The 22,945-nt window shown below is 56.5% G+C and carries 23 protein-coding genes; 14 read left to right on the forward strand and 9 right to left on the reverse strand.

From position 1 onward, the window contains the following. Positions 1-70: 70 nt before the first annotated feature. Positions 71-631, forward strand: a complete 561-nt coding sequence (locus IPZ49_RS06330) for a VOC family protein (protein ID WP_015570274.1) — start codon at positions 71-73, stop codon at positions 629-631. Positions 632-709: 78 nt separating this feature from the next. Continuing rightward, positions 710-1,453 (forward strand): copper homeostasis protein CutC, encoded by a 744-nt coding sequence (gene cutC, locus IPZ49_RS06335; protein WP_032669628.1) that lies wholly within the window; start codon positions 710-712, stop codon positions 1,451-1,453. A gap of 174 nt (positions 1,454-1,627) precedes the next feature. On the opposite strand, the gene cmoB is transcribed toward cutC, so the two are convergent. The 5 genes from cmoB to IPZ49_RS06360 are packed head-to-tail and all read right to left on the reverse strand — an operon-like array spanning position 1,628 to position 5,208. Beyond that, positions 1,628-2,599, reverse strand: coding sequence for a tRNA 5-methoxyuridine(34)/uridine 5-oxyacetic acid(34) synthase CmoB (gene cmoB / locus IPZ49_RS06340; RefSeq protein WP_015570275.1), 972 nt, complete (start codon positions 2,597-2,599; stop codon positions 1,628-1,630). Continuing rightward, a complete protein-coding gene (cmoA, locus tag IPZ49_RS06345) occupies positions 2,596-3,339 on the reverse strand; it encodes a carboxy-S-adenosyl-L-methionine synthase CmoA (RefSeq protein ID WP_003859735.1) in 744 nt (247 codons plus the stop codon). The genes cmoB and cmoA overlap by 4 nt, the downstream gene beginning before the upstream one ends. A gap of 40 nt (positions 3,340-3,379) precedes the next feature. After that, positions 3,380-3,775, reverse strand: a complete 396-nt coding sequence (locus IPZ49_RS06350; protein WP_003859737.1) for an MAPEG family protein — start codon at positions 3,773-3,775, stop codon at positions 3,380-3,382. A 51-nt stretch (positions 3,776-3,826) separates the two neighbouring features. Continuing rightward, positions 3,827-4,645, reverse strand: coding sequence for a DUF72 domain-containing protein (locus tag IPZ49_RS06355; protein WP_032669630.1), 819 nt, complete (start codon positions 4,643-4,645; stop codon positions 3,827-3,829). Continuing rightward, complete coding sequence (locus IPZ49_RS06360) at positions 4,642-5,208, reverse strand: hydrolase (protein ID WP_015570278.1); 567 nt, start codon at positions 5,206-5,208, stop codon at positions 4,642-4,644. Before IPZ49_RS06360 ends, IPZ49_RS06355 begins: the two co-directional genes overlap by 4 nt. A 262-nt stretch (positions 5,209-5,470) precedes the next feature. On the opposite strand from IPZ49_RS06360, the gene aspS reads away from it, so the two are divergent. The 6 genes from aspS (at position 5,471) to ruvB (ending at position 10,726) form a co-directional block, all read left to right on the forward strand. After that, the gene (gene aspS, locus IPZ49_RS06365) at positions 5,471-7,243 is read left to right on the forward strand and encodes an aspartate--tRNA ligase (RefSeq protein ID WP_017384352.1); all 1,773 of its coding nucleotides are present in this window, start codon (positions 5,471-5,473) and stop codon (positions 7,241-7,243) included. A gap of 1 nt (position 7,244) precedes the next feature. Next, entirely contained in the window at positions 7,245-7,688 is a 444-nt protein-coding gene (gene nudB / locus IPZ49_RS06370) for a dihydroneopterin triphosphate diphosphatase (RefSeq protein ID WP_006811037.1), read from the forward strand. 27 nt (positions 7,689-7,715) lie between these two features. Beyond that, entirely contained in the window at positions 7,716-8,456 is a 741-nt protein-coding gene (locus tag IPZ49_RS06375; protein WP_003859747.1) for a YebC/PmpR family DNA-binding transcriptional regulator, read from the forward strand. A 34-nt stretch (positions 8,457-8,490) separates the two neighbouring features. Further along, on the forward strand, positions 8,491-9,012 hold the full coding sequence (ruvC, locus tag IPZ49_RS06380; RefSeq protein WP_003859749.1) for a crossover junction endodeoxyribonuclease RuvC: 522 nt from the start codon (positions 8,491-8,493) through the stop codon (positions 9,010-9,012). 80 nt (positions 9,013-9,092) lie between these two features. Beyond that, complete coding sequence (ruvA, locus tag IPZ49_RS06385; protein WP_003859751.1) at positions 9,093-9,707, forward strand: Holliday junction branch migration protein RuvA; 615 nt, start codon at positions 9,093-9,095, stop codon at positions 9,705-9,707. 8 nt (positions 9,708-9,715) lie between these two features. Continuing rightward, positions 9,716-10,726, forward strand: coding sequence for a Holliday junction branch migration DNA helicase RuvB (ruvB, locus tag IPZ49_RS06390; RefSeq protein ID WP_003859753.1), 1,011 nt, complete (start codon positions 9,716-9,718; stop codon positions 10,724-10,726). A 52-nt stretch (positions 10,727-10,778) separates the two neighbouring features. Here the strand turns inward: ruvB and znuB are convergent, their stop codons facing one another. Together znuB and znuC are read right to left on the reverse strand one after the other, a co-directional pair. Beyond that, on the reverse strand, positions 10,779-11,564 hold the full coding sequence (gene znuB / locus IPZ49_RS06395) for a zinc ABC transporter permease subunit ZnuB (RefSeq protein ID WP_015570280.1): 786 nt from the start codon (positions 11,562-11,564) through the stop codon (positions 10,779-10,781). After that, complete coding sequence (gene znuC, locus IPZ49_RS06400) at positions 11,561-12,316, reverse strand: zinc ABC transporter ATP-binding protein ZnuC (protein ID WP_017384350.1); 756 nt, start codon at positions 12,314-12,316, stop codon at positions 11,561-11,563. The genes znuB and znuC overlap by 4 nt, the downstream gene beginning before the upstream one ends. Positions 12,317-12,393: 77 nt before the next feature. On the opposite strand from znuC, the gene znuA reads away from it, so the two are divergent. From znuA to lpxM, 3 genes are all read left to right on the forward strand, one after another. Continuing rightward, a complete protein-coding gene (gene znuA / locus IPZ49_RS06405) occupies positions 12,394-13,338 on the forward strand; it encodes a zinc ABC transporter substrate-binding protein ZnuA (protein WP_032103662.1) in 945 nt (314 codons plus the stop codon). A 15-nt stretch (positions 13,339-13,353) separates the two neighbouring features. Continuing rightward, positions 13,354-14,673: a murein DD-endopeptidase MepM gene (mepM, locus tag IPZ49_RS06410; RefSeq protein ID WP_003859762.1), complete on the forward strand. Its 1,320-nt coding sequence runs from the start codon at positions 13,354-13,356 to the stop codon at positions 14,671-14,673. 117 nt (positions 14,674-14,790) lie between these two features. Then, a complete protein-coding gene (gene lpxM / locus IPZ49_RS06415) occupies positions 14,791-15,762 on the forward strand; it encodes a lauroyl-Kdo(2)-lipid IV(A) myristoyltransferase (RefSeq protein WP_015570283.1) in 972 nt (323 codons plus the stop codon). Between the two features lie 43 nt (positions 15,763-15,805). Here lpxM and pyk read toward each other — a convergent pair whose 3' ends face one another. Both pyk and IPZ49_RS06425 read right to left on the reverse strand, forming a co-directional pair. After that, a complete protein-coding gene (gene pyk, locus IPZ49_RS06420) occupies positions 15,806-17,248 on the reverse strand; it encodes a pyruvate kinase (RefSeq protein WP_003859767.1) in 1,443 nt (480 codons plus the stop codon). Positions 17,249-17,362: 114 nt separating this feature from the next. Then, on the reverse strand, positions 17,363-18,232 hold the full coding sequence (locus IPZ49_RS06425) for a MurR/RpiR family transcriptional regulator (protein ID WP_003859769.1): 870 nt from the start codon (positions 18,230-18,232) through the stop codon (positions 17,363-17,365). 356 nt (positions 18,233-18,588) lie between these two features. On the opposite strand from IPZ49_RS06425, the gene zwf reads away from it, so the two are divergent. From zwf to kdgA, 3 genes are all read left to right on the forward strand, one after another. Beyond that, on the forward strand, positions 18,589-20,064 hold the full coding sequence (zwf, locus tag IPZ49_RS06430) for a glucose-6-phosphate dehydrogenase (protein WP_003859771.1): 1,476 nt from the start codon (positions 18,589-18,591) through the stop codon (positions 20,062-20,064). 232 nt (positions 20,065-20,296) lie between these two features. Beyond that, a complete protein-coding gene (edd, locus tag IPZ49_RS06435) occupies positions 20,297-22,108 on the forward strand; it encodes a phosphogluconate dehydratase (protein ID WP_063932735.1) in 1,812 nt (603 codons plus the stop codon). Positions 22,109-22,147: 39 nt separating this feature from the next. After that, the gene (gene kdgA / locus IPZ49_RS06440) at positions 22,148-22,789 is read left to right on the forward strand and encodes a bifunctional 4-hydroxy-2-oxoglutarate aldolase/2-dehydro-3-deoxy-phosphogluconate aldolase (protein WP_003859774.1); all 642 of its coding nucleotides are present in this window, start codon (positions 22,148-22,150) and stop codon (positions 22,787-22,789) included. Positions 22,790-22,945 lie beyond the last annotated feature (156 nt).

A 22,945-nucleotide genomic window follows, 5' to 3' on the forward strand; every position in this document is an offset into this window, starting at 1 on the left:
ATTCTGCGGTTGGTCGCCAGAGGGCAACAGAGTAAATTAGCGGCTTTGCGACACGAAACGAGACTGACCTATGGCGAACTGGCATACCATTGACGAACTGCATGATATTTCCGCAGATTTACCGCGCTTCACTCAGGCGTTCACAGAACTTGCCACCCGTCTCGGGCTGGATATCGCGCCGCTTGAGGCCGATCACATCTCTTTGCGCTGCCACCAGAATGCCACCGCCGAACGCTGGCGGCGTGGCTTTGAGCAGTGCGGAGAACTGCTGTCGGAGAATATCATTAACGGTCGCCCGATCTGCCTGTTCAAACTTCACGCGCCGGTAACGGTGGCGCACTGGCAATTCACCGTTGTGGAACTGCCCTGGCCAGGAGAGAAGCGTTATCCGCACGAAGGCTGGGAGCATATCGAAATTGTTCTGCCTGGGGAGCCCGAGACGCTGAACGCCCGTGCGCTGGCGCTGCTTTCCGACGAGGGGTTAAGCCAGCCGGGTATTTTCGTCAAAACCAGCTCGCCAAAAGGGGAGCGCGAACGCTTACCGAACCCTACGCTTGCCGTAACGGACGGCAACGTGACGGTGAAATTCCATCCCTGGACTATCGAGCAGATCGTCGCCAGCGAAGCGTAAGCATTGTGAGCGTCGATCCAGACATCAATCGGGCAACGTGCCACGATGGTACGTTGAGTGAAATTTAAGGAGGATGACATGGCGCTGCTGGAAATTTGTTGTTACAGCGTGGAGTGTGCCGTCACTGCGCAACGGCAGGGGGCCGATCGCATCGAGCTTTGCGCGGCACCTAAAGAAGGGGGATTAACCCCGTCCTTTGGCGTGCTGAAATCAGCCCGTCAGGCCATCACTATTCCGGTGCACCCGATTATTCGCCCGCGCGGCGGTGATTTTTGTTATACGGCGGGTGAGTTCAGTGCCATGCTTGAGGATATCGCCCTCGTCCGTGATTCCGGTTTTCCGGGGCTGGTGATCGGTGTGCTGGACGAAGACGGCAACATCGATCTTCCGCGTATGCGTCAGGTCATGCGCGCCGCCCGGGGGATGGCGGTCACTTTTCATCGTGCGTTCGATATGTGTCAGGATCCGATACAAGCCTTTGATACGCTGGCAGAACTGGGCGTGGCGCGCGTTCTGACGTCGGGCCAGCAGTCCTCGGCTGAAAAAGGACTGAAATTAATTACGGAACTAAAAGCACATTCCGGTGTTCCAATAATCATGGCGGGCGCAGGAGTACGCGCCAGCAATCTGGAACTGTTTTTAAACGCAGGGGTGGAAGAGCTGCACAGCTCGGCGGGTAAATGGATACCTTCACCCATGCGTTATCGCAATACAGGGTTGTCAATGTCGACGGATGCTGAAGCGGATGAGTACTCACGCTACGGTGTGGATGGAGAGTCGGTTGCGGTAATGAAATCGTTGATTGAACGTCATCACGTGTAGCAACGTACCGATTTTTACCGCGCATCATGTCGCCCAATATGATGCTTGCTTGTACCAGGCCCCTGCAAATTACACAGGGGCCTTTTTTTCTTTTTTGCCCGGTGGCGCTGCGCTTACCGGGCCTACGAAATCACGCGTAGGCCGGGTAAGGCGCAGCCGCCACCCGGCTAAAGGCTACGGCTTGGTCGCAATCAATACCGCACGCATCGGGGCCGGATAGCCTTCTATGGTTTTACTGTGATCGTCCGGGTCGAGGAATTGCTCCAGTGATTCGGTGATCATCCAGTCGGTGCGGCGCTGTTCCTCAACCGACGTCACGCACACATCGGCGATGCGTACATCGACAAATCCACATTTCTCCAGCCAGTTCTTCAGCGCCAGCGCGGAAGGGATGAAGTAAACGTTGCGCATCTGCGCATAGCGATCGCCCGGCACCAGAACGGCATGTTCATCGCCTTCGATGACCAGCGTTTCCAGCACTAGTTCGCCGCCGCTGACCAGCTGATCTTTCAGTTGCCACAGATGCTCCAGCGGGGAACGACGGTGGTACAGCACGCCCATCGAGAAAACGGTATCAAACGCTTTCAGGGCAGGGAGTTGCTCGATACCCAGCGGCAGCAGGTGCGCACGCTGGTCGTTACCCAGCAGCTTACGCACCGCTTCAAACTGGCACAGGAACAGCTGCATCGGATCGATACCGACGGCCAGATGCGCGCCTGCGCCGATCATGCGCCACATGTGATAGCCGCTACCGCAGCCCACGTCCAGAATGGTGCGCCCGGTCAGGTCGGATAAATGCGGCAGAACGCGATCCCACTTCCAGTCGGAACGCCACTCGGTGTTGATGTTTACGCCGTACAGCGAGAACGGCCCTTTGCGCCACGGCATCAGGTTACGCATCAGCGTTTCGATGCGGTTGATCTGCCCGGCCGGGAGCGGCTCTTCGCTCTCCGCCGTCACGCTGTGCAGTAAATCCAGACGATGAGGCGTCAGTTCAGGCAGAAACTCCACGGCGTTGGACCACTGCTTCAACAGACCATGCTGCTGATCGCGCTGCCAGGTGGCAATTTGTGCAGGCAGGGTTTCCAGCCAGTGGGAAAGGTGGTTTTTGGCAATCAGCTGATAGAAATTACCGAACTCGATCATGCTGCGTCTCCGGCTTTAAGCGCCACCAGAGAACCAAAGTTAAAGCACTGGAACCACAGTTCGCTGTGTTCAAATCCGGCTTTGCGCAGGCGCGCTTTGTGGGTTTCTACGGAATCCGTCAGCATGACGTTTTCAAGCATGCTGCGCTTCTGGCTGATCTCCAGCTCGCTGTAGCCATTTGCACGCTTGAAATCATGGTGCATGTTGAACAGCAGTTCGCCCACGCTGGCGTCTTCAAAGCTGAATTTCTCAGACAACACCAGCGCGCCGCCCGGGTTCAGGCCCTGATAAATTTTATCCAGCAACCGCTGACGATCGTCCGGCACCAGGAACTGAAGGGTAAAGTTCAGTACCACCATCGAGGCGTTCTGGATGTCGATATCGCGGATATCGCCTTCTACCACCTCCACAGGCGTAGGGGCTTTATACGCGTCAATGTGGCGACGGCAGCGTTCGACCATGGCCGGTGAGTTATCGACAGCCACAATCTTGCAGCCTTCGTGATGAACGTTACGACGAATGGACAGCGTTGCCGCTCCCAGCGAACAGCCCAGGTCATAGACCTGCGTGCCGGGTTGAACAAAACGCTCCGCCAGCATGCCGATCATGGAGATAATATTGGAATAACCGGGAACAGAGCGCTGGATCATATCCGGGAAGACTTCGGCTACCCGTTCATCAAAGGTCCAGTCGCCCAGGCTGGCGATAGGCGCGGAAAAAAGCGTGTCGCGATCTGACATAACGTAAAAATCCGGGAAAAATAAAGGGGCATATTGTGCGCTAATGGAAGGAGAAAACCAACTCCCACGGCATATACCAAAGGTTAGCCAGCACCATCAGCAAAAGCGAGCACCAGGTCGCGCTCATGCCAGAACGACGCCAGCGGATCAGGCGGTGGTGAAAACCATAATAATGCATCAAACGCCCAGCTATCAGCAGCAGCCCACAGACGTGCACCATCCAGGTTTCTGCGCCATCCATCTCCATTAACAGCAGTAAAATTAACGCGACGGGAATGTACTCGACCGCGTTGCCGTGGATGCGGATTGCGCTTTGTAGCTCAGAAAAGCCCCCGTCACCGTACGAGACGCGGTACTGCATTCTCAGGCGCACAACATCAAATGAAAACTTAATCAGCAGTAATGCACCTAACACCGCATACAGCGCGCTGACCATACTAACTCCCTGTTTTTGGCAGATGGCACGTCTCTATGATAGGGGGTGATTTCAGAAAAGAGAAGATTGTTGTGGGATGGACGGCGCGGGGCCAACCGACGGAACCGCCTGCTGCAAGGCCTGCCAGAGAGCATCGACCAGTTCAGGCGCCTGTGCGATATCCGGCGTATGTAAAAAAAGGTACGGCGTGGTGGTGTGCTCCCATTTCGCCAGCGTTTGCAGCCAGACGGCGAACATCTCCTCATTTTGCTGCATGTTATCGCTGCCGATAAACCGGACCATCGGGTTCTGTGCCGTTACGATCGCGTGGACGGGCACTTTCGGTTTTTTTCGCTGGGCATCAACAACGGCTTCGCTGTGCGGGATTGCGCTATGTACGGGGCGGCTGTCGAGGATCACGCGGTTGACCGATCGTTCATGCAGGCCGCGATTGAGCGCTTTCTCCACGTCGCCCTTGGCAAAGAATTCCGGATGCCTTACTTCTACGCCGTAGGTGAAGCCATGCGGCAGGGCGTCGAGAAACTGCCAGAGGGCAGGCAGGTCGCGCGGGCCAAACGTGGCGGGAAGCTGGAGCCAGTACTGGCCAATACGGTTGGCCAGAGGCGACATCCGGGTGAAAAACTCGTGGGTTAAATCATCGCAGTTGCGCAGCGCGGCGTTGTGGGAGATGGTCGCCGGGAATTTAAAGCAAAAGCGGAAGTCGTCGGTGGTTTGCTCGCGCCAGCGTTCGACGATCTCCGCGCGGGGCAGGGCGTACAGCGTGGTATTGCCCTCAACGCAGTTAAAGTGTCGGGCATACTCTTCAAGGCTGGTAATACCCAGGCGCACCCATTTCGGGTGCGACCACTGGGGCAGGCCCACGTACATCATAGCGCGCTGAGGATCTCATCCGTGCTGCGCACGCGACCGATACGCGGGAAGATATGGGTCATGCTGCCCTGGTGCTGATCCGCAGAGGCTGCGCTGCACGCATCTTCCGCGATCACCAGGTTAAAGCCCAGCTCCCAGGCGTTACGGGCGGTGGATTCCACACCGATGTTGGTGGAGATCCCGCACAGAATAATAGTGTCGATCCCGCGACGGCGCAGCTGGAGCTCCAGGTCGGTGCCGTAGAATGCGCCCCACTGGCGTTTGGTGACTTCTATATCGCTGTCGCGTTTACCGAGCGAGACAGGATATGTCCACCAGTTGTCCGGCAGCGCCTGCGCCGGGGCCTTGGCATCAACCGGCTGCTTTAACGCTTCGGCGAAATCAGCGGACCAGCCGACGCGCACCATAACAACAGGCGAGCCGCTGGCGCGGCATTTTTCTGCCAGGCGCGCAGCGCGGCTGACCACATCGTCAGCGGTGTGCGGACCACCGGCAAAAGGCAGAATGCCTTCCTGTAAATCAATGACCACAAGGGCGGTTTTGGTGGCATCAAGTGTAAACATCGTCACTCCCGTCAAATGATTGCTTTTCTACACCTTACGACGTGATGGCCTGTTATCGGTCGGATAATTTTGTTAATTTTTGTGAGAATAGGCAATAAGAGTTCAGCAAACGCGCGTCAGGCCGTGCTTCGCTCTTATCGTGCGGCAGAATTTCCAGTATAATAGCCGCCTTTTTTCATCCAGTTGTGACATACAGAAAGCTGCGACATCGTAGCCTGCGAGACAGGCGACAATCAGCCTGCGGCTAATTAAGGGATATCTCATGCGTACAGAATATTGCGGGCAGCTGCGTCAGTCCCACGTCGGGCAGCAGGTCACCCTGTGTGGTTGGGTCAATCGTCGTCGCGATCTTGGTAGCCTTATCTTTATTGATATGCGTGACCGCGAAGGTATCGTTCAGGTGTTCTTCGATCCGGATCGCGCTGATGCGTTGAAGCTGGCTTCTGAGCTGCGCAATGAGTTCTGCATTCAGGTGACGGGCACCGTGCGTGCGCGTGACGAGAAAAACGTCAACGCCGACATGGCGACCGGCGCTATCGAAGTGCTGGCGTCCGATCTGACGATCATCAACCGCGCGGAAGCGTTGCCGCTGGACTCCAACCACGTCAACACCGAAGAAGCGCGTCTGAAATACCGCTACCTGGATCTGCGTCGTCCGGAAATGGCTCAGCGCCTGAAAACCCGTGCGAAAATCACCAGCCTGGTGCGCCGTTTTATGGATGACCACGGTTTCCTTGATATCGAAACCCCGATGCTGACCAAAGCCACGCCGGAAGGCGCGCGCGACTACCTGGTGCCATCCCGCGTCCATAAAGGCAAATTCTACGCGCTGCCGCAGTCACCACAGCTTTTCAAACAGCTGCTGATGATGTCCGGCTTCGATCGCTACTATCAGATCGTGAAATGCTTCCGCGACGAAGACCTGCGCGCTGACCGTCAGCCAGAATTTACCCAGATCGATGTGGAAACCTCCTTCATGACCGCTGAGCAGGTGCGTGAGGTGATGGAAGCCCTGGTGCGTAGCCTGTGGAACGACGTGAAAGGCGTTGAGCTGGGCGATTTCCCTGTCATGACCTTCGCGGAAGCCGAGCGTCGCTACGGTTCTGACAAACCAGACCTGCGTAACCCGATGGAGCTGGTGGACGTGGCAGACCTGGTGAAAGCCGTTGAGTTCGCGGTCTTTGCTGGCCCGGCTAACGATCCGAAAGGCCGCGTGGCTGCCCTGCGCGTTCCGGGCGGTGCTGCCCTGAGCCGTAAGCAGATTGACGACTACGGCAACTTCATCAAGATCTACGGCGCGAAAGGTCTGGCCTATATTAAAGTAACCGAGCGTGCAAAAGGTCTGGAAGGCATCACCAGCCCGGTGGCGAAATTCCTGAATGCGGACATCGTGGAAGCGATCCTTGAGCGCACCGGCGCGCAGGACGGCGACATGATCTTCTTCGGCGCAGACAACAAGAAAGTGGTTGCGGATGCGATGGGCGCGCTGCGTCTGAAGCTTGGCAAAGACCTGAACCTGACCGACGAAAGCAAATGGGCGCCGCTGTGGGTAATCGACTTCCCGATGTTTGAAGACGACGGTGAAGGCGGCCTGACCGCGATGCACCACCCGTTCACCTCGCCAAAAGAGATGACGGCGGCAGAGCTGAAAGCGGCGCCGGAAGACGCGGTGGCAAACGCCTACGATATGGTCATCAACGGCTACGAAGTGGGCGGCGGTTCCGTGCGTATTCACAGCGGTGAAATGCAGCAGACCGTGTTCGGCATTCTGGGCATTAACGAGCAGGAGCAGCGCGAGAAGTTTGGCTTCCTGCTGGACGCCCTGAAGTACGGTACCCCTCCGCATGCGGGTCTGGCCTTCGGTCTTGACCGTCTGACCATGCTGCTGACCGGCACCGACAACATCCGTGATGTGATCGCCTTCCCGAAAACCACCGCAGCGGCGTGTCTGATGACTGAAGCGCCAAGCTTTGCCAACCCGGCCGCGCTGGCTGAGCTGGGCATTGAGGTGGTGAAGAAGGAAGAGAAAAACTGATATGGCATATAAGCGTCCCGTTTCGGTTCTGGTGGTCATTTATGCAGAAGACACGAAGCGGGTGCTGATGTTGCAGCGGCGCGACGATCCGGATTTCTGGCAGTCGGTTACCGGCAGCCTGGAAGAGGGGGAGACCGCGCCGCAGGCCGCCGCGCGTGAAGTAAAGGAAGAGGTCGCCATTGACGTTGCTCGCGAGCAACTGACCCTGAAGGACTGTCAGCGCACGGTGGAGTTTGAAATTTTTAGCCATTTACGTCATCGCTATGCACCGGGCATTGAGCGCAATACGGAATCGTGGTTCTGCCTTGCGCTTCCCCATGAGCGGGAGATCGTGTTCACGGAACACCTGACCTACCGCTGGGTGAATGCGGCGGATGCCGCCGCACTGACCAAGTCGTGGAGCAACCGGCAGGCGATTGAAGAATTTGTAATTAACGCTGCCTGAGAAGGCGCGATTTTTGGAGAACTTTTTATGGCAGGTCATAGTAAGTGGGCCAACACCAAACACCGCAAAGCGGCACAGGATGCCAAACGCGGTAAAATCTTTACCAAAATCATTCGTGAGCTGGTGACAGCGGCGCGTCTGGGCGGCGGCGATCCGGCTTCTAACCCACGTCTGCGCGCAGCGGTGGATAAAGCCCTGTCCAACAACATGACGCGTGACACCCTGAACCGTGCCATCGCACGTGGCGTGGGCGGTGATGAAGACGCGAACATGGAAACCATCATTTATGAAGGTTACGGTCCTGGCGGTACGGCGGTGATGGTTGAGTGTCTGTCCGACAACCGTAACCGTACCGTTGCGGAAGTGCGTCACGCGTTCACCAAAACCGGTGGTAACCTGGGCACTGACGGTTCTGTAGCGTACCTGTTCAGCAAAAAAGGCGTCATCTCCTTCGAGAAAGGCGACGAAGATGCGATCATGGAAGCGGCGCTGGAAGCCGGTGCGGAAGACGTGGTGACCTACGACGACGGCGCTATTGATGTTTACACCGCATGGGAAGAGATGGGTGCCGTGCGCGATGCGCTGGAAGCGGCTGGCCTGAAGGCGGATAACGCTGAAGTCTCAATGATCCCGTCTACCAAAGCGGACATGGATGCGGAAACCGCACCGAAACTGCTGCGTCTGATCGACATGCTCGAAGACTGCGACGACGTGCAGGAAGTGTATCACAACGGTGAAATCTCTGATGAGGTTGCAGCGACTCTCTGATGAGAGCCTGTAAACCGTTTACGGGAGACGCGTGATGTCGATTATTCTCGGGATTGACCCCGGCTCACGCGTCACCGGCTATGGCGTTATCCGTCAGGTGGGACGCCAGCTAACCTACCTCGGCAGCGGCTGTATTCGCACCAAAGTGGACGATCTGCCATCGCGCCTGAAGCTCATCTATGCGGGCGTGTCGGAGATCATCACCCAGTTCCAGCCGGACTATTTCGCCATCGAGCAGGTCTTTATGGCGAAAAACGCTGACTCGGCGTTAAAGCTCGGTCAGGCGCGCGGCGTGGCGATTGTTGCCGCCGTGAACCAGGATCTGCCGGTGTTTGAGTACGCGGCCCGTCAGGTTAAGCAGACGGTGGTGGGCATTGGTAGCGCGGAGAAAAGCCAGGTGCAGCACATGGTGCGTACCCTGCTGAAGCTCCCTGCGAACCCGCAGGCCGACGCCGCGGATGCGCTGGCCATTGCGATTACCCACTGTCACGTCAGCCAGAATGCGATGCAAATGAGCGAGTCGCGGCTCAATCTGGCGCGAGGCAGGTTACGATAATGACAAATCAGGCTGGATGTTTATCCAGCCTTTTTTTATTATGTCGGCAGTTAATTTCTTCCAGAACGCAGGAGCGTCACGTGATAGGCAGACTCAGAGGCATCATCATTGAAAAACAACCCCCGTTAGTACTGCTGGAAGTGGGTGGCGTGGGCTATGAAGTCCATATGCCAATGACCTGCTTCTATGAGCTGCCGGAGGCGGGCAAAGAAGCGGTTGTCTTTACCCAGTTTGTGGTGCGTGAAGACGCTCAGCTGCTGTACGGCTTCAATAACAAACAGGAACGCACCCTGTTCCGCGAATTGATTAAAACCAACGGCGTCGGGCCGAAGCTGGCCCTGGCGATTCTGTCCGGTATGTCAGCGCCACAGTTTGTGAACGCCGTTGAGCGTGAAGATCCAGCTGCGTTAATTAAACTTCCGGGCATCGGGAAGAAAACCGCCGAGCGTTTGATTGTCGAGATGAAGGACCGCTTCAAAGGTCTGCATGGCGATCTGTTCACGCCGGCAGCCGATCTGGTGCTGACTTCCCCGGGCGCGCCTGCATCGGATGATGATGCCGAGCAGGAAGCGGTTGCCGCGCTGGTGGCGCTGGGCTATAAACCTCAGGAGGCCAGCCGGATGGTAAGCAAAATTGCTAAACCGGATGCCAGCAGTGAAACTCTGATTCGTGAAGCGCTGCGCGCTGCATTGTGAGGTAAAGGATGATTGAAGCAGACCGCCTGGTATCGGCAGGCACTATTCAGCCAGATGACGTGGTGGATCGCGCGATCCGTCCCAAACTGCTGGATGAGTACATCGGCCAGCCGCAGGTTCGTTCTCAGATGGAGATTTTCATCCAGGCGGCAAAGCTGCGCGGCGATGCGCTCGATCACCTGCTGATTTTTGGTCCGCCGGGGTTAGGTAAAACCACCCTGGCGAATATCGTCGCCAATGAAATGGGCGTTAACCTGCGTACCACCTCCGGCCCGGTACTGGAGAAAGCAGGGGACCTGGCGGCGATGCTGACCAACCTCGAACCGCATGACGTGCTGTTTATCGATGAGATCCACCGTCTTTCACCGGTGGTGGAGGAAGTGCTCTATCCGGCAATGGAGGATTACCAGCTGGATATCATGATCGGTGAAGGTCCGGCCGCGCGCTCGATCAAAATCGATCTGCCACCGTTTACCCTGATTGGCGCCACGACCCGCGCCGGCTCGCTGACCTCTCCACTACGCGACCGTTTTGGTATCGTGCAGCGTCTGGAGTTTTATCAGGTGCCCGACCTTCAGCATATTGTAGGGCGCAGCGCGCGCTACATGGGGCTGGATATGAGCGAAGAGGGGGCGTTTGAAGTGGCGAAGCGCTCCCGCGGTACGCCGCGTATTGCCAACCGCCTGCTGCGCCGGGTGCGTGACTTTGCCGAGGTGAAGCACGACGGCACCATATCGGCCGAGATCGCCGCCCAGGCGCTGGATATGCTGAATGTCGATGCCGAAGGCTTTGACTATATGGACCGTAAGCTGCTGCTGGCGGTGCTGGATAAGTTCTTTGGCGGGCCGGTAGGGCTGGATAACCTGGCGGCGGCAATTGGCGAAGAGCGTGAGACTATCGAGGACGTGCTGGAGCCGTATCTGATCCAGCAGGGCTTCTTGCAGCGTACCCCGCGTGGTCGTATGGCAACGGTGCGGGCGTGGAATCATTTCGGCATTACGCCGCCCGCGATGCCGTAAGCAGCGATAAATTGTAGCCCCGGTAAGCGAAGCGCCACCGGGGACATGCTGACTACTGCGCGGTCTTTTTCATCATACTGAAAATAAACAACACCGCCGCGCACAGTACCACCGACGGCCCCGCTGGCGTGTCATAAAACGCCGAGAAGGTTAACCCGCCCGTCACCGCAATCATTCCGATAATCACCGCGATACCGGCCATTTGCTCCGGCGTACGCGCAAAACGGCGCGCCGTGGCGGCAGGGATTATCAGCAGCGACGTGATGATCAGCGCGCCGACAAACTTCATCGCCACGCCGATGGTTAACGCCGTCACCAGCATCAACAGCAGCTTCACGCGCTGAAGCTTCACGCCATCGACAAAGGCCAGATCCGGACTGACGGTCATAGCCAGTAAATTTCGCCACTGCCACAGCAGGATCCCGAGCACCACTGCCACGCCAATGGCAATAGATATCAGATCTTCGGGCGTGACGGCCAGCAGATCGCCGAACAGATAGGCCATCAGGTCCACGCGGATGTTTGACATCAGGCTCACTACCACCAGGCCCAGCGACAGGGCGCTGTGCGCCATAATGCCGAGCAGGGTATCAATTGCCAGATGAGGGCGTTTTTCCAGCCAGACCAGACCGGCAGCCAGCAGCAGCGTGACGACAATCACCGCATAAAACGGGTTCACGTCCAGTAACAAACCAAACGCCACACCCAGCAATGAAGCATGGGCCAGCGTATCGCCGAAATAGGACATTCTGCGCCAGACGACAAACGAGCCGAGTGGACCCGCGGCGCAGGCAAGCATAATCCCGGCCAGCCAGCCGGGCAGTAACAGTTCAATCATGAGTGTCCATTTCCCCGACGCAGGACGATTCGTCCCTGTAAATCATGGCGGTGATTGTGATTATGACGATAGATGCCCAGCTGCTCGGCGCCACGATGGCCAAACATAGAGATAAATTCCGGATGCATTGACACCACTTCCGGCGTGCCGGAACAACAAATGTGATGGTTCAGGCACAGCACTTCGTCGGTTTTGGCCATCACCAGATGCAGATCATGGGACACCATCAGCACCGCGCAGTTTAGCTCCCGACGGAGCTGGTCAATCAGATCGTACAGCGCAACCTGACCGTTGACGTCAACACCCTGCGTCGGCTCGTCCAGGACCAGCAGCTGAGGGCTGCTGAGCAGGGCGCGGGCAAGTAATACGCGCTGGGTTTCACCGCCCGACAGCTTTTGCAAGGGCGCCTCAACAAGATGTCCCGCCTGAACGCGTTTCAGCGCCGGGAGGATATCCGCTTTACGCGTACCGGGACGAAGGCGCAGGAAGCGGCTCACCGTCAGGGGCAGGGTGGCATCGAGGTGTAATTTTTGCGGCACATAGCCGATACGCAACTTGTCTTGGCGGACGATAACACCTGCATCAGGGGCTACCAGGCCTAATACGACGCGTACCAGCGTCGACTTGCCTGCACCGTTAGGGCCGAGCAGCGTGAGTATCTTGCCGGGCTTCAGATTCAGCGACACGTCAGAAAGGACGCGGCGCTGGCCGAATGAGACCGAAACATTTTCAAGAGAAACTAAAGTCGTCATGTCAATTTAAGCTTGCAGAAGTCATCGAATGTTATAATATCACATTCCACGCATTCATTACGATGATTAGTCGCATTATGTTACAGAAAAATACGCTTCTTTTCGCAGCTTTATCCGCTGCTCTTTGGGGTACAACAGCACAAGATGTTAACGCCGCCGTTGTCGCTTCGCTTAAACCGCTTGGATTTATCGCCTCTGCCATCGCGGATGGGGTCACTGAGACCCAGGTTCTGCTGCCTGATGGTGCTTCCGAGCATGATTATTCCCTGCGTCCATCTGATGTAAAACGCTTACAGAACGCGGACTTAGTGGTCTGGATTGGTCCTGAGATGGAAGCGTTCATGCAGAAGTCAGCCAGTCAGCTTCCCGCTGAGAAACAGGTGACGATTGCCGGGCTGTCCGGCGTGAAACCGTTACTCATGAAAGGAGCTGAGGACGAGGGTGACGAACACGACCACGACCATGCTCACGGTGAAAAAGGTGACGACCATCACCATCACGGCGAATACAACATGCATCTCTGGCTCTCCCCAGAGATAGCGCGGCTTACAGCGGTTGCAATCCACGACAAATTAGTGGAACTTATGCCGCAAAGTCGAATCAAACTCGACGCCAACCTGAAGGATTTTGAGGCTCAATTAGCCGCAACCGACAAACAGGTGGGTAACGAGCTCGCACCGCTTAAAGGAAAAGGGTACTTCGTTTTTCATGATGCCTACGGGTATTACGAGAAACATTACGGTCTGACCCCGCTGGGGCATTTTACCGTCAACCCTGAAATTCAGCCTGGTGCGCAGCGTTTACATGAAATCAGAACACAGTTGGTTGAGCAAAAAGCGACATGCGTTTTTGCTGAGCCACAGTTCAGGCCAGCGGTCGTAGAAGCCGTGGCCAGGGGAACATCCGTGCGCATGGGAACCCTTGACCCGCTAGGTACGAACATCCAGTTGAGCAAAGCGAGCTATTCGCAGTTCCTCAGCCAACTGGCGAATCAGTATGCGAGCTGCCTGAAAGGAGATTAACGAGGAAGTGAATACGTGCAACAGATAGCCCGCTCTGTCGCCCTGGCATTTAACAATCTGCCTCGACCCCACCGCGTTATGCTGGGGTCGCTTACAGTTCTCACATTAGCGGTCGCCGTCTGGCGGCCCTATGTTTACCACCCGAGTTCCGCCCCAATCATTAAAACCATCGAACTGGAGAAGAGCGAGATCCGCTCTCTGCTGCCTGAGGCCAGCGAGCCTATCGATCAGGCCGCTCAGGAAGATGAAGCGATTCCCCAGGATGAGCTGGATGACAAGATCCAGAATGAAGCCGGCATTCATGAATATGTTGTTTCTACTGGCGATACGCTGAGCAGCGTCCTGAACCAGTACGGTATCGACATGGGCAACATCAGCCAGCTCGCCGCATCCGATAAAGAGCTGCGTAACCTGAAAATTGGTCAGCAGCTTTCCTGGACCCTAACGCCCGACGGCGATCTGCAACGTCTGACCTGGGAGATGTCCCGTCGCGAAACCCGCACCTACGATCGCACTGCAAACGGTTTCAAAATGACCAGCGAATTGCAGCAGGGCGACTGGGTTAACAGCGTCATGAAAGGGACCGTCGGCGGCAGCTTTGTTTCCAGCGCACGCGATGCCGGCCTGACCAGCGCTGAAATCAGCTCGGTGATCAAAGCCATGCAGTGGCAGATGGATTTCCGCAAACTGAAAAAAGGCGATCAGTTCTCTGTCCTGATGTCCCGCGAAATGCTGGATGGTAAGCGCGAGCAGAGCCAGCTGGTGGGTGTTCGTCTGCGTTCAGACGGCAAAGACTACTACGCTATTCGCGCGGAAGACGGTAAGTTCTATGACCGCAGCGGTACGGGTCTGGCAAAAGGCTTCCTGCGTTTTCCAACGGCGAAACAGTTCCGCGTCTCCTCCAACTTCAACCCGCGTCGTCTGAACCCGGTAACTGGCCGCGTAGCGCCGCACCGTGGCGTTGACTTCGCCATGCCGCAGGGCACGCCAGTGCTGGCGGTAGGGGATGGTGAAGTGGTCATGGCGAAACGCAGCGGTGCTGCTGGCTACTACGTTGCTATTCGTCACGGTCGTACGTACACCACCCGCTACATGCACCTGCGTAAACTGCTGGTCAAACCGGGCCAGAAAGTGAAACGTGGCGATCGCATCGCGTTGTCCGGTAACACCGGCCGGTCGACGGGTCCGCACCTGCACTACGAAGTGTGGATCAACCAGCAGGCGGTTAACCCGCTGACGGCAAAACTGCCGCGTACCGAAGGGCTGACCGGCAAAGATCGCAAAGATTACCTGGCGCAGGTGAAAGAGGTGATGCCGCAGCTGCGCTTCGACTAAGCTCTCCTGATTTAAAAAGCCGGCGTCAGTATGCGCCGGCTTTTTCTTTTGTGCGCGGGCGGCAGCCTCGCTACACTATCCGAATATATTTTTGCGTCACCAGACCCTGGAACCCGCATGGAAACCAAAAAAAACAATATTGAGTACATTCCCGAGTTTGAAAAATCTTTCCGCCACCCGCGTAACTGGGGCGCCTGGCTTGGCGTATACGCGTTTGCTGGCATGGCGTTGCTACCTGCTTCCCTCCGCGATCCGGTGCTCGGCAAAGTGGGGCGCCTGGCAGGGCGCTTAGGTAAAAGCGCACGCCGCCGCGCGCAAATAAATCTGTTGTACTGTTTTCCGGATAAAAGCGACGCCGAACGCGAAGCAATCATTGATGACATGTATACCACCGCGCCCCAGGCCATGGCGATGATGGCGGAACTGGCGCTGAAAGGGCCGGAGAAGATCGTCGAACGCGTTGACTGGAAAGGGCTGGAGATCATCGACGAGATGCGTCGCAATGATGAAAAGGTGATTTTCCTGGTGCCGCACGGCTGGGGGGTAGACATTCCGGCGATGTTAATGGCGTCGCAGGGCCAGAAAATGGCGGCGATGTTCCATAATCAGGGAAACAAAATCTACGACTTCGTCTGGAATACCGTGCGCCGTCGCTTTGGCGGGCGTTTGCACGCCCGAAACGATGGCATTAAGCCTTTCATTCAGTCGGTACGTCAGGGTTACTGGGGCTACTATCTGCCCGATCAGGACCACGGCCCGGAACACAGCGAGTTTGTCGATTTCTTCGCAACCTATAAAGCCACGCTACCCGCGATTGGTCGCCTGATGAAAGTCTGCCGCGCCCGCGTGATCCCACTGTTCCCGGTTTATGACGGTAAAACGCATCGCCTGAGCATTGAGGTACGTCCGCCGATGGACGATCTGCTGACCGCAGACGATCACACCATCGCACGTCGCATGAATGAAGAGGTGGAGGTGCTGGTGGGGCCGCATAAGGAGCAATATACGTGGATCCTGAAGCTGCTCAAAACGCGCAAACCTGGCGAAACAGAGCCGTACAAGCGTAAAGAGCTTTTCCCGAAGAAATAGGAAACCTTCACCCCTCTCCCCTTAGGGGAGAGGGGATCGGAGCTTACTCTACGGTCAGTACGCGGGTGGTATTGGTTGAGCCGATGGTGCTCATCACGTCACCCTGCGTCACGATAACGATATCACCGGATACCAGATAACCTTTGTCGCGCAGCAGGTTCACGGCATCGTGCGCGGCGGCCACGCCGTCGTTGGTGCTGTCGAAGTATACTGGCGTCACGCCGCGATACAGCGCCGTCAGGTTCAGCGTACGCTCGTGACGGGACATGGCGAAGATCGGCAGACCGGAGCTGATACGGGACGTCATTAGCGCGGTACGGCCAGATTCGGTCATGGTGATGATCGCCGTGACCCCTTTCAGGTGGTTGGCTGCGTACATCGCGGACATCGCAATCGCTTCTTCCACGTTGTCGAACTGAATGTCCAGACGGTGTTTAGAGACGTTAATGCTTGGGATCTTCTCTGCACCCAGGCACACGCGCGCCATGGCGGCCACGGTTTCTGCCGGATACTGACCTGCCGCGGTTTCCGCTGACAGCATCACCGCATCGGTACCATCCAGCACGGCGTTCGCCACGTCCATGACTTCCGCACGGGTTGGCATTGGGTTGGTGATCATGGATTCCATCATCTGGGTGGCGGTGATCACCGCGCGGTTCAGCTGACGCGCGCGACGGATCAGCGCTTTCTGGATACCGACCAGTTCAGGGTCGCCAATTTCCACGCCCAGGTCACCACGGGCAACCATCACCACGTCAGACGCCAGGATCACGTCGTCCATCGCGTCCTGATCGCAGACCGCTTCAGCGCGTTCCACTTTCGCAACGATTTTCGCATCGCAGCCTGCATCGCGCGCCAGGCGGCGAGCATAGTTCAGATCTTCGCCGCAGCGCGGGAAGGAGACAGCCAGGTAATCCACGCCGATCTGCGCTGCGGTCACGATATCCGCTTTGTCTTTATCGGTCAGCGCTTCGGCAGACAGGCCACCGCCGAGTTTGTTGATGCCTTTGTTGTTGGAGAGCGGGCCGCCGACGGTCACTTCGGTGAATACCTTCATACCCTGAACTTCCAGCACTTTCAGCTGTACGCGTCCGTCGTCCAGCAGCAGGATGTCGCCAGGCACAACGTCAGCAGGCAGACCTTTGTAGTCGATACCCACTTTTTCCTTATCGCCTTCGCCTTTGCTCAGGTTGGCATCCAGCAGGAATTTATCGCCGATGTTGAGGAAGACTTTGCCTTCTTTAAAGGTCGATACGCGGATTTTTGGACCTTGCAGGTCACCGAGGATAGCAACATGGCGGCCCAGTTTAGCTGCGATTTCACGCACTTTGTCGGCACGTAATTTATGGTCTTCTGGCGTACCGTGAGAGAAGTTCATGCGCACCACGTTGGCACCCGCGGCGATAATCTTTTCGAGGTTATTATCGCGGTCGGTGGCCGGGCCTAAGGTGGTGACGATCTTGGTTCTGCGAAGCCTTCTGGACATGTAATACTCCGTTGACTGAAACAACTTTGGTGTTGCGTGAACATAGAATCGGCCTTCATCTATCGCAAGGCAGTAGCGAGGGGACCGAATGCCGTAAATCGTACATCGTAGTTATTAGGGAACATCGCTCTTTATAAGCAATTCTTTATCAAAACGCGATTCTTTCAGGGCTTCCTTGACCCGCTTCAAGTTATCCCGGAATTTTGCGCCCCGGCGTAAGGTAAAACCGGTCGCCAGCACGTCGATGACCGTCAACTGCGCCAGGCGGGAGACCATCGGCATGTACATGTCGGTGTCCTCCGGTACGTCCAGGGTAATAGCGAGCGTCGCTTCCCTGGCCAGCGGCGTACCTGCCGTCGTCAGGGCGATGACCATCGCATCGTTGTCACGCGCGAGCTGCGCCAGCTCCACCTGGCTCTTGGTGCGGCCCGTATGGGAGATGAGTACCACGACATCATCTTCACTACAATTCATACAGCTCATGCGTTGCAGCACAATGTCATCGGAGTAAATCACCGGCACGTTAAAGCGAAAGAACTTATTCATGGCGTCATGCGCCACGGCGGCGGACGAGCCAAGGCCAAAGAAGGCAATCCGTTTGGCCTGCGTGAGAAGATCGACCGCGCGATTCACTGAACTCATGTCCAGAGACTGGCGAACGTGGTCGAGCGTGGCCATAGCCGATTCAAATATTTTTGCGGTGTAAGCATCAACGCTGTCGTCTTCATCTACATTGCGATTAACATACGGGGTGCCGTTTGCCAGACTTTGGGCCAGATGCAGTTTAAAATCAGGAAAGCCGCGCGTGTCCAGACTACGACAGAATCGATTGACCGTCGGTTCGCTGACGCCCGATTCCTGTGCCAGAGCGGCGATGCTTGAATGAATCGCCTGAGCGGGCGCGGCGAGAATAACTTCAGCCACTTTGCGCTCGGATTTGCTAAGGTGTTCCAGTTGAAACTGGATTTTTTCCAGCATGTTCATTGTTAACAAGACGCTCATGAGGGCATAAACGATTTCATAAAGAGATGAAATCTTGATTCGATTTAGCCGATATTACCCCCGGGACTCCCGAAAGGGTAATCGTCGACAAGAAATGTTGTTGTTTTTTTTCATTACTTGATCGACGTCGGGTTTTGCTCTGACCCTGTTGCGCAAAGAATCGACGTTTGTTGCGTCATCAGACGGGCGTTATGGCCCGGGTGACGAAAAATTACCGTATCGCACGCGACGTTAAGCGCTAATGGTTTCAGGAAACGCGTAAAAGCAGTACAGTGCATTGTAATAAAATTACAACGATACCTGGCAGAGTACCAGGCGATCTAACTGAGGAGAATGACATGGCGGTAACGCAAACAGCCCAGGCATGTGACCTGGTCATTTTCGGCGCGAAAGGCGATCTTGCACGCCGAAAATTGCTGCCTTCCCTGTATCAGCTCGAAAAAGCGGGCCAGATCCATCCCGACACCCGAATCCTTGGGGTAGGACGCGCAGACTGGGATAAGGAGGCTTATACCAAAGTCGTGCGCGAGGCGCTCGAAACGTTCATGAAAGAGAAAATCGATGAAAGCCTTTGGGATAAGCTGAGCGGGCGTCTCGATTTCTGCAACCTGGACGTCAACGATGTAGGCGCCTTTACCCGTCTGGGTGAAATGCTTGACCAGGAAAATCGTGTCACAATTAACTATTTCGCCATGCCGCCAAGCACCTTCGGCGCCATCTGCAAAGGTCTGGGCGAGGCGAAGCTGAACGCCAAACCGGCGCGCGTGGTGATGGAGAAACCGCTGGGTACGTCGCTGGCGACCTCGCGTGAAATCAACGACCAGGTGGGCGAGTTCTTTGAGGAGTGTCAGGTTTACCGTATTGACCACTATCTGGGCAAAGAGACGGTACTGAACCTGCTGGCGCTGCGTTTTGCCAACTCCCTGTTTGTGAACAACTGGGACAACCGCACTATCGACCACGTGGAAATTACCGTGGCGGAAGAGGTGGGCATCGAAGGCCGTTGGGGCTACTTCGACCAGGCCGGCCAGATGCGGGACATGATCCAGAACCACCTGCTGCAAATTCTGTGCATGATTGCCATGTCTCCACCGTCAGATCTGACGGCCGACAGCATTCGTGACGCCAAAGTGAAAGTTCTGAAATCACTGCGCCGTATTGACCGCTCCAACGTGCGCGAGAAAACCGTGCGCGGCCAGTACACCGCAGGTTTTGCCCAGGGGAAAAAAGTTCCTGGCTATCTGGAAGAAGAGGGCGCGAACAAGTCCAGCAACACCGAGACGTTTGTGGCGATCCGCGTGGATATCGACGACTGGCGCTGGGCCGGTGTGCCGTTCTACCTGCGTACCGGTAAACGTCTGCCGGCAAAATGCTCCGAAGTGGTGGTCTACTTCAAGAATCCGGAACTGAACCTGTTCAAAGAATCCTGGCAGGAACTGCCGCAGAACAAACTGACCATCCGTCTGCAACCGGACGAGGGTGTGGATATTCAGATCCTCAACAAAGTGCCAGGCCTTGATCACAAACACAACCTGCAAACTACCAAGCTGGACCTGAGCTACTCTGAAACCTTCAACCAGACGCATCTCGCCGATGCTTACGAGCGTCTGCTGCTGGAAACCATGCGTGGTATCCAGGCGCTGTTCGTCCGCCGCGATGAAGTGGAAGAGGCGTGGAAGTGGGTCGACTCTATCACTGAAGCGTGGGCAGCCGATCAGGACGCGCCAAAACCGTATCAGGCGGGAACCTGGGGACCTGTCGCCTCCGTTGCGATGATCACCCGTGATGGCCGCTCCTGGAACGAGTTCGAATAACCCCGTCTCTAGCCCAAAGGTGTTATTTTACCGGTAACATGATCTAACACAGCAAGTGGCATAATTTTTATCTTTTAAGCTTCGCGTGGATTCACCCGCGGAGCTTTTTTTATTACACTCCCTTCAGACATTTTGCCCCTGTGCTCCGGATATCAGGCGTTTCAGCGTTGTTAACAACCGTCAGAAACTGTGTAAACTCCCGAGCCTGGACAGATAAATTAGAGGAGCTTTTATGAATCCGACATTGTTACGCGTAACACAGCGCATTGTTGAGCGCTCGAAAGAGACCCGTACTGCCTACCTTGCCCGCATCGAACAGGCGAAGAGTGAAACTGTCCATCGCTCTCAGCTGGCCTGCGGGAATCTGGCCCACGGCTTTGCGGCCTGCCAGCCTGGTGATAAAGACGCGCTGAAAAGCATGTTGCGTAACAATATCGCCATAATTACCTCCTATAACGACATGCTTTCAGCCCACCAGCCGTATGAGGCCTACCCGGCTATCATCCGCAATGCGCTGCACAGCGTGAACGCGGTGGGCCAGGTTGCAGGCGGCGTGCCGGCCATGTGTGATGGCGTAACCCAGGGCCAGGACGGTATGGAGCTGTCCTTGCTGAGCCGCGAAGTGATCGCCATGTCGGCGGCAGTGGGCCTCTCTCACAACATGTTTGATGGCGCGCTCTATCTGGGCGTGTGCGACAAAATCGTCCCGGGGCTGGTGATGGCCGCGCTGTCGTTTGGCCATCTGCCAGCGATTTTTGTGCCGTCAGGCCCGATGGCTAGCGGTCTGCCAAACAAGGAAAAAGTCCGTATCCGCCAGCTGTATGCCGAAGGAAAAGCGGACCGTCAGGCACTGCTGGAAGCGGAAGCCGCGTCCTATCATGCGCCGGGCACCTGTACGTTCTACGGTACGGCCAACACCAACCAGATGGTGGTGGAGTTTATGGGTATGCAGCTGCCGGGCTCGTCGTTCATCCAGCCGGATGCGCCACTGCGTAAAGCGCTGACCGAAGCCGCAGCCCGTCAGGTGACGCGCCTGACCGGTAACGGCAACGAGTGGATGCCAATGGGCAAAATGGTGGATGAAAAAGTCATCGTAAACGGGATTGTCGCCCTGCTGGCGACCGGCGGTTCAACCAACCATACCATGCACCTTGTCGCGATGGCGCGCGCGGCGGGCATTCTGATCAACTGGGATGACTTCTCCGATATCTCCTCCGTGGTACCACTGATGGCCCGTCTGTACCCGAACGGTCCGGCGGACATCAACCACTTCCAGGCCGCGGGCGGCGTGCCGGTGCTGATGCGCGAGCTGCTGAAAGGCTGCCTGCTGCATGAGGATGTCAACACGGTGGCGGGCTTTGGCCTGCATCGCTATACCCTTGAACCCTGGCTGAACAACGGTGAGCTGGACTGGCGCGAAGGGGCGAGCGACTCGCTCGATCCTCAGGTTATCGCAACCTTCGAACAGCCGTTCTCTCCTCACGGCGGCACCAAAGTTCTGAGCGGTAACCTTGGGCGTGCCGTGATGAAAACCTCCGCCGTGCCGGAAGAGAATCAGGTTATTGAGGCCCCGGCGGTGGTGTTTGAAAGCCAGCACGACGTTTTACCTGCCTTTGACGCGGGTCTGCTTGATAAAGACTGTGTGGTCGTGGTGCGTCATCAGGGACCAAAAGCGAACGGGATGCCAGAATTACATAAACTTATGCCGCCGCTTGGTGTATTATTGGACCGCCGTTTCAAAATTGCACTGGTAACCGATGGACGCCTTTCAGGGGCATCCGGTAAAGTGCCTTCAGCGATTCATGTCACCCCGGAAGCCTACGACGGCGGCCTGCTGGCGAAAGTGCGTGATGGTGACATGATCCGCGTTAACGGTCAGACAGGCGAGTTAACCCTGCTGGTGGATGAAGCAGAGCTGGCGGCGCGTCAGCCACATATTCCTGACCTGAGCGCGTCACGCGTGGGTACCGGACGCGAAATGTTTGGTGCGTTGCGTGAGAAACTCTCCGGTGCGGAGCAGGGCGCAACCTGTATTACGTTTTAAGACGACTTGATTTTAACGATCTGGCGAGAGAAAACTCTGATGAAAAACTGGAAAACAAGTGCAGAAGCAATCCTGACCACTGGCCCTGTCGTGCCGGTTATTGTGGTAAACAAACTGGAGCACGCTGTCCCAATGGCGAAGGCGCTGGTTGCGGGTGGCGTTCGCGTTCTGGAAGTGACCCTGCGTACCGCCTGTGCGATGGATGCGATCCGTGCTATCGCCAAAGAAGTGCCGGAAGCGATCATTGGTGCCGGTACGGTTCTGAATGCGCAGCAACTGGCGGAAGTGACCGAAGCGGGCGCACAGTTTGCCATCAGCCCGGGGCTGACTGAGCCCCTGCTTAAAGCCGCAACCGAAGGTTCTATTCCGCTGATCCCGGGTATCAGCACCGTTTCTGAACTGATGCTGGGCATGGACTACGGCCTGAAAGAGTTCAAATTCTTCCCGGCTGAAGCGAACGGCGGCACCAAAGCGTTGCAGGCCATTGCGGGCCCATTCTCCCAGGTGCGTTTCTGCCCAACGGGCGGCATCTCTCCGGCCAACTACCGCGACTACCTGGCGCTGAAAAGCGTGCTGTGCATCGGCGGCTCCTGGCTGGTTCCGGCGGATGCGCTGGAAGCAGGCGACTGGGATCGCATCACTAAACTGGCTCGCGAAGCGGTAGAAGGCGCGAAACAGTAAGCGATTCTCAGTGAGAAAAACGGGTCGTATGGCCTGATGCTGGTCACTTTATGTGACCAGCTACTATGTGTTATTTTTTCCCCGATACCGTGGTTCTGCCTTAACTGCAAACCATTTGTTCGCCCCCACCAAAAATAGTTCTCCCGGTTCGCAAGG

Source organism: Enterobacter cloacae complex sp. S2 (assembly GCF_015159675.1).
Lineage (GTDB): Bacteria > Pseudomonadota > Gammaproteobacteria > Enterobacterales > Enterobacteriaceae > Enterobacter > Enterobacter intestinihominis.

Coding starts and splice junctions, on each gene's coding strand:
- IPZ49_RS06330 (WP_015570274.1), top strand. CDS start 71: ATGGCGAACTGGCATACCATTGACGAACTGCATGATATTTCCGCAGAT.
- cutC (WP_032669628.1), top strand. CDS start 710: ATGGCGCTGCTGGAAATTTGTTGTTACAGCGTGGAGTGTGCCGTCACT.
- cmoB (WP_015570275.1), bottom strand. CDS start 2,599: ATGATCGAGTTCGGTAATTTCTATCAGCTGATTGCCAAAAACCACCTT.
- cmoA (WP_003859735.1), bottom strand. CDS start 3,339: ATGTCAGATCGCGACACGCTTTTTTCCGCGCCTATCGCCAGCCTGGGC.
- IPZ49_RS06350 (WP_003859737.1), bottom strand. CDS start 3,775: ATGGTCAGCGCGCTGTATGCGGTGTTAGGTGCATTACTGCTGATTAAG.
- IPZ49_RS06355 (WP_032669630.1), bottom strand. CDS start 4,645: ATGATGTACGTGGGCCTGCCCCAGTGGTCGCACCCGAAATGGGTGCGC.
- IPZ49_RS06360 (WP_015570278.1), bottom strand. CDS start 5,208: ATGTTTACACTTGATGCCACCAAAACCGCCCTTGTGGTCATTGATTTA.
- aspS (WP_017384352.1), top strand. CDS start 5,471: ATGCGTACAGAATATTGCGGGCAGCTGCGTCAGTCCCACGTCGGGCAG.
- nudB (WP_006811037.1), top strand. CDS start 7,245: ATGGCATATAAGCGTCCCGTTTCGGTTCTGGTGGTCATTTATGCAGAA.
- IPZ49_RS06375 (WP_003859747.1), top strand. CDS start 7,716: ATGGCAGGTCATAGTAAGTGGGCCAACACCAAACACCGCAAAGCGGCA.
- ruvC (WP_003859749.1), top strand. CDS start 8,491: ATGTCGATTATTCTCGGGATTGACCCCGGCTCACGCGTCACCGGCTAT.
- ruvB (WP_003859753.1), top strand. CDS start 9,716: ATGATTGAAGCAGACCGCCTGGTATCGGCAGGCACTATTCAGCCAGAT.
- znuB (WP_015570280.1), bottom strand. CDS start 11,564: ATGATTGAACTGTTACTGCCCGGCTGGCTGGCCGGGATTATGCTTGCC.
- znuC (WP_017384350.1), bottom strand. CDS start 12,316: ATGACGACTTTAGTTTCTCTTGAAAATGTTTCGGTCTCATTCGGCCAG.
- znuA (WP_032103662.1), top strand. CDS start 12,394: ATGTTACAGAAAAATACGCTTCTTTTCGCAGCTTTATCCGCTGCTCTT.
- lpxM (WP_015570283.1), top strand. CDS start 14,791: ATGGAAACCAAAAAAAACAATATTGAGTACATTCCCGAGTTTGAAAAA.
- pyk (WP_003859767.1), bottom strand. CDS start 17,248: ATGTCCAGAAGGCTTCGCAGAACCAAGATCGTCACCACCTTAGGCCCG.
- IPZ49_RS06425 (WP_003859769.1), bottom strand. CDS start 18,232: ATGAACATGCTGGAAAAAATCCAGTTTCAACTGGAACACCTTAGCAAA.
- zwf (WP_003859771.1), top strand. CDS start 18,589: ATGGCGGTAACGCAAACAGCCCAGGCATGTGACCTGGTCATTTTCGGC.
- edd (WP_063932735.1), top strand. CDS start 20,297: ATGAATCCGACATTGTTACGCGTAACACAGCGCATTGTTGAGCGCTCG.
- kdgA (WP_003859774.1), top strand. CDS start 22,148: ATGAAAAACTGGAAAACAAGTGCAGAAGCAATCCTGACCACTGGCCCT.